Raw genomic sequence first — 9,522 nt, forward strand, 5'->3', positions numbered from 1 at the left:
GCAGACGAGGCTTGCAGGCTTTCTTTCTCGACCTCCCAAAGAGGTTAAATAAATCAGGCTCGAAGGGTCGTCCAGGTGCATTATAATGTCATTTGAGATCGAGAACATTCACGCTCGCGAGATTTTGGACTCGCGAGGAAACCCCACCGTTGAGGTAGACGTCTGTACCTGCTGCGGCTTCGGCCGGGCCGCCGTCCCCTCGGGCGCATCGACCGGGACCCACGAGGCGTTGGAGCTTCGAGACGGCGACGACCGATACAATGGAAAGGGCGTCCTCAAGGCGGTGAAGAACGTCAACGAGATCATCGGGCCGAAGCTGATCGAGTCCGGGATCTCCGCCCTGGAGCAGCGGGCCGTCGACGACTTCATGCTGGCTCTGGACGGGACGCCCCTCAAGTCGAACCTGGGCGCGAACGCCATCCTCGGCGTCTCTTTGGGCGTGGCCAAGGCCGCCGCCAGCGAGCTGGCGATTCCGCTGTATCAGTACCTCGGCGGGGTCAACACGACTACCCTGCCCGTGCCTTCCTTAAACGTCCTCAACGGCGGCCAGCATGCCGGAAACGACCTCGCCATCCAGGAGTTCATGATCCTACCCAAGGGCGCAAGCTGCTTCTCTGAGGGCCTGCGGATGGCGGCGGAGACCTACCACGCCCTGGGCAAGATCCTCGCGGGGAGGTACGGCGCAGGAGCCACCAACGTCGGCTACGAGGGAGGCTACGCCCCACCCCTGAACAAAACCTGCGACGCCCTCGACGCTTTGATGTCCGCCCTTGACGTCACCGGCTACGAGAAAGAGATCGGGATCGGGATGGACGCCGCCGCCTCCAGCTTCTTTGAGAACGGCTCCTACGCCATCGACGGCAAGAAGCTCTCGGCCGGCGAGATGGTCGACTTCTACGCCGACCTCGTCTCCACGTATCCCATCATCCTCATCGAGGACCCCTTCGAGGAGGAGGCGTACAAGGACTTCGCGGCCCTCACCGCTCGTCTTCCGGGGACGATCATCGTCGGCGACGACATCTACGTCACCAACGTCGAGAGGCTGGCCAAGGGGATCGAGATGAAGGCGACAAACGCGCTTTTGCTCAAGCTCAACCAGATCGGCACCGTCTCCGAGGCCTTCGACGCCGCCCGGATGGCCTTCAGAAACGGCTTCAAGGTGATGGCAAGCCACAGGTCCGCCGAGACCGAGGACTCAGCCCTCGCCGACGTCACCGTGGCCCTGGGGGCCGAGATGCTCAAGACCGGGGCCCCCGCCCGGAGCGAGAGGAACGCAAAGTACAACCAGCTCCTGCGGATCGAGGAGAAGCTCGGCTTCGCCTCGAGCTACGCCCGGATATAATTTAGCAGGGCTCGAAAGATCTATAATCGACCGGCTCCATGAGCCGGCCCATGGAATACTCATTCAAGAGAGGCTTTAAGCCCGAGCTGGAGAGGATAAAGGCAGCCCTGGAGGAGGAGTTTCCCGCCGAGATCCGGGAGGATGGGGGGAGGCTCCTTCTCAGCTACGGAGCCCTCAAGTCCATCGAGGTCTCGATCGCTGGCAAGAAGCTCTGCGTCACCACCGAGGCCTCAGACAAGGCCGACGACGAGGTGATCCTCGACACCAACAAGAGGTTTCGAAACTTCCTGGAGCGGGCCACCGGCTACACCGCAAAGCAGAGGCTACAGCAGGCGAAGAAGGAGGCGAGCAAGGGCTAGGGGCCGTTTTTCCGCGCGCCCTTCGCAATACGGCTTTTGCCCCGGCCCGCCTTTTATCCAGGCCCTTCTCTAGCAGACCCGCAGCCTCCCCGCCACGAACTCCTCGACCAGATCTTTTATCCCCTCCAGGTGGCGGTCGACGACGGCCTCGATCCTCTTCTCCTCATTCTCTTCCGGTCGCACCTCTCCTCTTATCTCCACCGCCCGGAGCAGCGGTTCTGTGAGGGGAGCGCCTATCCTGCTCACCAGGGTGACGTACGCCTCTTCGACGCCCTCGATCTCGGCGATCTCTCTCGCAGCCCTCGATGCGACGACGTTGTAGATCTTGCCGACGTGGTTTACGGGGTTCTTCCCCGCGATCGCCTCGATCGACATCGGCCTCATGGGAGTGATGAGGCCGCTCCCGCGATTGCCCCGACCGGTGGCGCCGTCGTCCCCCATCTCAATCGAGCTTCCGGTCAGGGTGAGAAAGATGTTCTCCTCGCCGTCGGCGGCGTTGACGGCGACATCGGCGTCGACGACCTCGAGAATCGTCTCGCGAATCTTCTCCTTCACCTCTCGATAGTCCTCCATCGAGGAGACGAACCTGGAGACGATCGCCACCGCCACCACCAGGTTCAGCCTCTCGCCGATACGAACCGCCATCACCTTGGTATCCTCCCCCGCGCCCCTCACTCCTCGGATCCTCTCCTCCAGATCGAGGACCAGCTCCTCGGTGGGGTTTAAAGGCGCAAACCCGACCCCTATCGAGGTGTCGTTCGCCCCCCTCTTCATCAGGCTTACAAGCTCCGGCGACCCCTCCCTCACCCTGGAGTCCACCCTGTACTCCTCAAGGTTCTTGACCGATCTTTCGAGATGGCTCGAGGCGACCCTCGCGATCAAGGCGTCCAGATCCTCGCCCTCAGGCGCCGTCGCTCTGCCGCCGACGATCAATGTCGGAGGCTCAACGACCTGCCCGCCGCCGAACGAGACCTCAGTCTCTCCGGCGGTTATGAGGACCTTGTCCACGTTGTGGTGGAGGATCTCTCCGAACTCCTCCATGTAGAACCGGGAGAGCTCCACCGATATCGCCTCGGATACGCCGTCGGCGAGGGTATCCGGGTGGCCCAGCCCCTTGCGCTCAACCACCTCGAAGAGGAGGGGTCTGTACCTCAGAAACTCGATCATCAAAACACCCCAATAATTGAATGATCTCCGAATTAATATTTTGATCGGTTGCGAGGAGAGAGCGGCCCCAGATTACGCCGATCGGCGTTATAATATGGAGACAAACGTCGATAGATCTAATCCCATAATTATGGCCACGTCGAGATTATCGGCTGTAAATTTACCGGATAACTGAGGCTGTGACCGCATCGGAGATTTATAAAAGCCAACCTATTTCTGAGGGTGTAATTTATATTCAGGGAGGAGCATTCGGCTGAGTAATGACTGAGTCAACAATAACGACAGATCAGGAGTCGATTCAGGAATTACACGTAAAGAGGATCGCAGCTCTGGAGAACGAGAACAAGCGCCTGAGCGAGGAGATAGAGACCCTCAGGATGGAGAAAGAGGACACCAGAGCCAAGCTCGTTGAGACCCTCATATCCAACAAGAAGTACATGCGAGAGGAGGAGAGGCTGAAGAAAGAGAACGCCCTTCTCCGCAGGATGCCCCTCTTCCTGGCGACGGTGGTGGAGATGGGAGAGGACTACGTCCTCCTCCGACAGCACGGAAACAACCAGGAGTTCATAACCACCACCTCTCCGGAGATGATGGAGAAGCTGGAGCCGAACACCAGAGTCGCCATAAACAACTCCCTGACGATCGTGAGGGTGATGGACAAGTCCGTGGACGTCAGGGCCAAGACCATGGAGCTTATCGAGGCCCCCACCGTCACCTACGATCAGGTGGGCGGCCTGGAGGACCAGATCAGAGAGGTGAGCGAGACCGTCGAGCTCCCCCTCACCCAGCCTGAGCTCTTCGCCGAGATCGGGGTTGAGCCGCCGAAGGGCGTCCTCCTCTACGGTCCCCCAGGAACCGGCAAGACCCTCATCGCCAAGGCAGTGGCCCACCATTCAAAAGCCACCTTCATCCACATGTCGGGTAGCGAACTCGTCCACAAGTTCATCGGCGAGGGCGCCCAGCTGGTGAGAGACATATTCCAGATGGCGCGGGACAAAGCCCCTGCCATCGTCTTCATCGACGAGATAGACTCCGTCGGGTCCATAAGGACCCACGACGGGACCACCGGAAGCGCCGAGGTGAACAGGACGATGATGCAGCTGTTGGCCGAGCTGGACGGCTTCAGGGCGAGGGGCGACGTCAAGGTCATCGCTGCCACCAACAGGATAGACATCCTGGACCCAGCTCTCCTCCGGCCGGGGCGGTTCGACAGGATAATAGAGATACCGATGCCGAACTTCGACGCTCGCCTGGCCATCCTTGGGATCCACACCAAGAAGATGAAGATGAGCCCCGAGGTGGACCTCCTGGCGATGGCCAGAGAGACGGAGGGCGCCAGCGGTGCCGATCTCAAGTCGATCGCCGTAGAGGCCGGCATGATGGCCATAAGGCGGCACGGCAGCTCGGTGACCGCAGAGGACTTCGAAAGAGCGGTGGACAAGGTCCTCGGGGAGGAGATGCTGCCCCGGGTCGACGAGTCCATGAGGATGTTCTCCTGACGGAGAGCCTTTCGATGAGGATCGGTGGCGACTTGTGCCGAGGCGCAAGCCCCCCTTCCCCCTCGCCTCCCAAAATGTTCTTTTCTTTTCTTACGCGAGATCTCCTAGGCGACCCGAGTGTTCTCAGCCTCTAAGGGTATACTTCTCGGAGGGCTTCTTCAGGGGGTTATGGTCCTTCTCTGTATCTGAGACCGCTTGAGGCAGGTCCCCGAGACCGTCCCCGAAGGGGTCGGGTCCGAAGTATCCGCTCCAGTAGTTGCCGATGTACCGCTTGTACGCCACGCCGTTGTAGATGTAGCTCAGACGGTCCGTCGAGTTCCAGAAGTTGGAGGAGTTCCAGGAGTGGGCGCTCTTTTGGTTGTCGATCAGGTTGTTCATGTAAATCCTGTTGTTGAAGGAGTTGTCGATGTAGATGCCATAGTCGTTGATGCTCAGGTTGTTTCCGGCGAGGACGTTCCCGTTGGAGTTCTCCAGGCTGACACCGTCCAAATTGTTTCTTACAGTGTTGCTGGTGATGGCGTTCCTGTTGGAGAAGAAGAGGCGGATCCCGAAGATGTAGTTGTACCTTACCCTGTTCCCCCTGACGGTGTTGCCGGCAGATCGGAGGAGCCAGATACCCTCATTATCGTTGTAACGGGCGATGTTGTTGGAGACTGTATTGTTGCTGCATTCTCCAAGGATGATTCCCGCCCACTGGTTTAGGCTTGCGTTATTGTTTCTTATGGAGTTGTTATTCGCCTTGCTCAGGAGTATGCCACCGAAGGTGTTGTTGCAGGCGTAGTTCTCTGTTATAGTGCATTTCTCCGATGAGTAAAGAGAGATGCCCACGTCGTTGTTGCAGACCGAATTTTTCGCCACATTGTTATTGGCAGAGCCGTCGAGGACTATGCCATACTCATTTCCTGTGACGTTGTTATCTCTTATGACACTGTTATTCGAGGTCACCTTTATCCCGGCGTCCTTCCACAGACTGCCCGAATTGGTGGCCTCGAACCCTTCAAGCAAAACTCCGTCGGCGGAGATGACGATGGCGGTGCCAAACCCCTCAGCGTCCACCACGGGCCTGCCGTTGCCCGTATCGAGGCCTACGACGGCGAGTTTCTTGTTGATCTGCAAGTTCTCGCTGTACAGGCCGCTCTTAACGACGATCCTGTCCCCGTCGCTGGCTCGGTCTATGGTGGCCTGGATGAATCTGTCGTCGTAATCGGGAGATACCACGTACGTTGTTGCAAAAGTCAGCCCCACCAAGAGGGCTAAGAAGATCACCGAAATTACAAGGACCCTTCTATAGACGCTGTTTCTGAGCATAGGAAGGGATATAAGCTGGTTTATCGGTTAAAAGCTTTTTTTAGGATTGCACTCGTTTTAAACTTTTATGGCCAGGATGCGAAAATATTAAGTAGTCAGGGGTCTCCCCGAACTTGATGGAAGCGGATGAGAACATCTCGGCGGAAGAGGACATATTCTATGAGTACATGCTCCCTTCTGAGACCGGCACCGAGGATCTTGACCCCGCTTCGAACATATCTAACCTGACCACAGATCTCCCGAGGGAGCTATCTTCGGAGGTGCCATCCCAGCTTACTGGGAAGGGCGACCAGTCGGCCCTGACCACGATCATCGACTACCTGAACTCTGCTCTCGGCATAGATCTCGTATCGATCGCCAGGATCTTCTTAGAGGTAGTCGTAATCCTCGTTGCCACCTACCTCACCGCAGTGATCGTAAGGCGCGCGATCACCGTCCACCTTCCTAAGGTCATCGGAACGGGAAAAGCCGGCTTTGATGTGGAGACCGAGATAACCTTCAGGACCCTAATCAGCAGGCTTCTGGTGGCGGTGATCTACATCGCCGGTTTCCTCCTCGTCGTCTCCCGGATACCGACCCTCAACACCCTCGCAGTAACGCTCCTCGCTGGGGCCGGCGTTGCAGGCATCGCCATAGGCTTTGCGGCCCAGGATTCGCTATCCAATGTCATCTCCGGCCTCTTCCTCGCGGTCTTCCACCCCTTCAGGGTGGGCGACTTCATCGACTTCAACGGTGAGTACGGCCAGATAGAGGACCTGACCCTGAGGCACACCACCATCAAGACCTGGGACGGCCGGAGGATCTTCGTACCCAACAGCATCATGGGCAACCAGCCCATAATCAACTGGTCGATAACCGACCCGGTCATAACCTATCCCGTAACCGTGGGGATCGCCTACGGCGCGAACATAGACCGGGCGAGAGAGATCATGATCGAGGTGGCGAAGAGGCATCCGCTCGTCCTCAAAAATCATGATATAGCGGTGAGGGTGACCGAGCTTGGAGACTTCGCCGTGAACCTGCGGCTCGGAATTGACGTTCCCAACAGGGATGTGGCCTGGACCACCGCATGCGAGATAAGAGAGGCGATCAAGAAGGGGTTCGACAAGGAGGGTATAGAGATACCCTTCCCCTACAGAAACCTCATCATCCAGACTCCACCCGGATCGTCGATCCCGAAATTTCAGGAGACGGGGTCCGATCATGAGGACCGGGCATCTTAGCTCTGAGATCGGCCCCCGCGGCTCGGGAGCCTCGACCTTATGATCTCCTTCAGAGGTTCGATATCTCCGGCTTTGGCGGAGATGGGGGCGATCTTATCTTTCCACTGGCTCCAGGGGGGGAGCATCCCGAGCCTTTCGGCGATCTCGTCCAGGGTGGCGTCGGGATCTTTGACCTTGTCCATCTTGTTTGCGGCCACGACCACCGCCAGGTCCAGCTCCGTCAGAAACTCGAATAGCTCCACCTCCAGAGGGATATCGCCCCTCTCCTCCCAGCGGTCGGCGATCTCGACGAAGCTCGCGGCGTCTATCACCTGTATCGCCAGGAGGATCTCTTCGGTCTTCTCTTCGAAGCGACGGACTATGAAGTCCTTCGTCCCCTCCTGGACCTTCTTACCGGCGCCTTTCATGTAGCCGTACCCCGGCATGTCTACGTAGACGACGTTTCCCACCACTGCTCTGGCGGGGCCGACGGTAACCCCGGGCCTTCTACCCACCCTCACCCTCTTGCCGGTGAGCAGGCGAAAGAGGGTGGATTTGCCGACGTTCGACCTTCCTACCAGCACGATCTCTGAAGTCATGGACCGATCATCTCCCATCTGTTGGAGGTCCCCTTCAGAAATTAGTTTCCCTCCATCATTCTAGCTCCCCTCCAACCGCCCTCATGCCGGACCTCCCAAATCCAAGGAGCGAGCTGCTGGACCTGTCGCCCCCGCACGAACCGAAAGCCTTATATTCGACGTATGTCGTATATGAGATAGGCAAAAGTCGACCGTACTTTTTCCTCCCTCCCTAAAATCCCTACACCGACTTTTGCCCTCCCTTCATTACAGCCCGCACGATCGCGGATCACTCGGCCTTCGAGGATCTTAAAATTCCACAATTTTTTTGGGCATCATCAGGCCCAAGCACAAGATCAGACGCGATTGCACATGGGTCGCCAAGGCGACAGTTTCCGGAAACTTGATGATCGATGGAAAAGTTTATATTCGTCAGATGACGAGGTACTCCCAGGCAAAAGTCTGACGTCGAAGCTTCCCTCCCTCCTGAATCCCCGATATGCGACTTTTGCCCTCCCACCTCCCCCTTATCCTGTTGCATCAGCCCCGTACTGTTGCATCAGAAACCTTTAAGGACGGCCAGATCATCGCTTGATCTGTCGGGTGCCGAAACTTGACCGAAGATATCCTTATTTATCTCTCTACGATATTAGTGCTGGGCATAGTGGCCCAGTGGTTGGCCTGGAGGCTAGGTCTACCATCGATACTGGTACTGCTGATATTCGGCCTTGGCGCGGGCCCCATCACCGGTCTCCTCGATCCAGACCAGATCCTCGGCCCCCTCCTCGTCCCTATGGTATCCCTATCGGTAGCAGTGATCCTCTTTGAGGGCGGCCTGAACCTGAAGATCGGCGAGCTTCGGGAGATCGGGACCGTCGTCCGCAACCTAATAACCGTGGGAGTTCTCGTCACTTGGGTTGGATCCACCATCGCCGCCCATCTCATTTTGGGGCTCGACCCGTACATCGCCATCCTCTTCGGCTCGATCCTGGTGGTCACCGGACCAACGGTCATCCTTCCGATGCTTCTTCAGGTCCGTCCCAACGGAAGGGTCGGAAACGTAGCCAAGTGGGAGGGGATCATGAACGATCCCATCGGGGCGATGCTGGCGGTTCTGGTCTTCCAGGCGATCGCCATGGGCGGAGCCGGAAGCGCGACGACTGCCACCATCCTTGGAATTATGAATACGGTCTTCGTAGGGGTCCTGGTCGGGGTAGCCGGCGAGGTTTTGCTCATCCAGTTTCTCAAACGTTACTGGATCCCCGACTATCTCCAAAACCCGGTGGCATTGATGATGGTCGTCGCCGTATTCACCATCTCAGAGCAGTTCCAGATCGAGTCGGGCCTCTTCGCCGTGACGCTGATGGGAGTCGCCCTGGCCAACCAGAGGGCCGTCGCCGTCAAACACATAATAGAGTTCAAGGAGAACCTGAGGGTGCTTTTGATATCCGCCCTCTTCATAGTCCTCGCGGGAAGGCTCTCGATCGCGGACCTGGAGTACATCGACGGCTATAGCCTCTTATTTCTCGGAGTTCTGATGCTCATAGTCCGGCCTGCCGCCGTCATCATCTCCACCTGGGGTGCGAGACTTCGGTGGCAGGAGCTGGTCTTCCTCTCCTGGATGGCCCCCCGGGGGATCGTGGCGGCATCGGTATCCTCGGTCTTCGCCCTGAGGCTCGCAGAGATCGGGTTTGGCCAGGCCGAGCTCCTCGCGCCCCTCACCTTCTTTGTGATCATCGGGACGGTGGCGGTCTACGGCATCGGAGCCGCGCCCCTGGCCTGCTGGCTCGGCCTCGCCACCTCAAACCCCCAGGGGGTCCTCATCGTCGGTGCCCATCCTCAGGCGCGACGGATTGCCCTGGCTCTCCAGAGGGCGGGGGTGAAGGTCCTGATCGTAGACTCCAACTACAGCCAGATCTCCCAGGCCTACGAGGCAGGGCTTCCCACCTATCACGGGAACATCATGGCCGATCACGTCCTGGAGGAGATTGACCTCGAGGGGATGGGGTACCTCATGGCCCTCACCTCCAACGACAAGGCGAACTCGCTGATATCCTACCACCTCTC

8 protein-coding genes are annotated in these 9,522 nt (G+C 58.2%); 5 read left to right on the forward strand and 3 right to left on the reverse strand.

Annotated elements, in window-relative coordinates:
• Positions 1-85 precede the first annotated feature (85 nt).
• Together eno and ACP5EL_RS07625 are read left to right on the forward strand one after the other, a co-directional pair.
• Positions 86-1,342 (forward strand): phosphopyruvate hydratase, encoded by a 1,257-nt coding sequence (gene eno, locus ACP5EL_RS07620; protein ID WP_428401919.1) that lies wholly within the window; start codon positions 86-88, stop codon positions 1,340-1,342.
• A 50-nt stretch (positions 1,343-1,392) separates the two neighbouring features.
• The gene (locus ACP5EL_RS07625) at positions 1,393-1,701 is read left to right on the forward strand and encodes a DUF5611 family protein (protein ID WP_428401920.1); all 309 of its coding nucleotides are present in this window, start codon (positions 1,393-1,395) and stop codon (positions 1,699-1,701) included.
• Positions 1,702-1,770: 69 nt separating this feature from the next.
• Here ACP5EL_RS07625 and ACP5EL_RS07630 read toward each other — a convergent pair whose 3' ends face one another.
• Complete coding sequence (locus tag ACP5EL_RS07630; RefSeq protein ID WP_428401921.1) at positions 1,771-2,868, reverse strand: methionine adenosyltransferase; 1,098 nt, start codon at positions 2,866-2,868, stop codon at positions 1,771-1,773.
• Between the two features lie 260 nt (positions 2,869-3,128).
• On the opposite strand from ACP5EL_RS07630, the gene ACP5EL_RS07635 reads away from it, so the two are divergent.
• A complete protein-coding gene (locus tag ACP5EL_RS07635; RefSeq protein ID WP_428401922.1) occupies positions 3,129-4,367 on the forward strand; it encodes a proteasome-activating nucleotidase in 1,239 nt (412 codons plus the stop codon).
• Between the two features lie 123 nt (positions 4,368-4,490).
• Here ACP5EL_RS07635 and ACP5EL_RS07640 read toward each other — a convergent pair whose 3' ends face one another.
• Positions 4,491-5,675, reverse strand: coding sequence for a right-handed parallel beta-helix repeat-containing protein (locus tag ACP5EL_RS07640; protein WP_428401923.1), 1,185 nt, complete (start codon positions 5,673-5,675; stop codon positions 4,491-4,493).
• A 116-nt stretch (positions 5,676-5,791) separates the two neighbouring features.
• Between ACP5EL_RS07640 and ACP5EL_RS07645 the strand changes: the two genes are divergently transcribed.
• Positions 5,792-6,898, forward strand: coding sequence for a mechanosensitive ion channel family protein (locus tag ACP5EL_RS07645; RefSeq protein WP_428401924.1), 1,107 nt, complete (start codon positions 5,792-5,794; stop codon positions 6,896-6,898).
• On the opposite strand, the gene engB is transcribed toward ACP5EL_RS07645, so the two are convergent.
• A complete protein-coding gene (gene engB, locus ACP5EL_RS07650; RefSeq protein ID WP_428401925.1) occupies positions 6,895-7,476 on the reverse strand; it encodes a GTP-binding protein EngB in 582 nt (193 codons plus the stop codon). The two genes, ACP5EL_RS07645 and engB, sit on opposite strands and share 4 nt — an antisense overlap.
• A 631-nt stretch (positions 7,477-8,107) precedes the next feature.
• On the opposite strand from engB, the gene ACP5EL_RS07655 reads away from it, so the two are divergent.
• Positions 8,108-9,522: cation:proton antiporter (locus ACP5EL_RS07655; RefSeq protein ID WP_428401926.1), on the forward strand; the 1,415-nt coding region annotated here is incomplete at its 3' end.

Origin of the sequence: Methanocrinis sp. (genome assembly GCF_049974945.1) — an archaeon.
Classification (GTDB): Archaea; Halobacteriota; Methanosarcinia; order Methanotrichales; family Methanotrichaceae; genus Methanocrinis.

Coding starts and splice junctions, on each gene's coding strand:
- ACP5EL_RS07625 (WP_428401920.1), top strand. CDS start 1,393: ATGGAATACTCATTCAAGAGAGGCTTTAAGCCCGAGCTGGAGAGGATA.
- ACP5EL_RS07645 (WP_428401924.1), top strand. CDS start 5,792: ATGGAAGCGGATGAGAACATCTCGGCGGAAGAGGACATATTCTATGAG.
- eno (WP_428401919.1), top strand. CDS start 86: ATGTCATTTGAGATCGAGAACATTCACGCTCGCGAGATTTTGGACTCG.
- engB (WP_428401925.1), bottom strand. CDS start 7,476: ATGACTTCAGAGATCGTGCTGGTAGGAAGGTCGAACGTCGGCAAATCC.
- ACP5EL_RS07635 (WP_428401922.1), top strand. CDS start 3,129: ATGACTGAGTCAACAATAACGACAGATCAGGAGTCGATTCAGGAATTA.
- ACP5EL_RS07640 (WP_428401923.1), bottom strand. CDS start 5,675: ATGCTCAGAAACAGCGTCTATAGAAGGGTCCTTGTAATTTCGGTGATC.
- ACP5EL_RS07630 (WP_428401921.1), bottom strand. CDS start 2,868: ATGATCGAGTTTCTGAGGTACAGACCCCTCCTCTTCGAGGTGGTTGAG.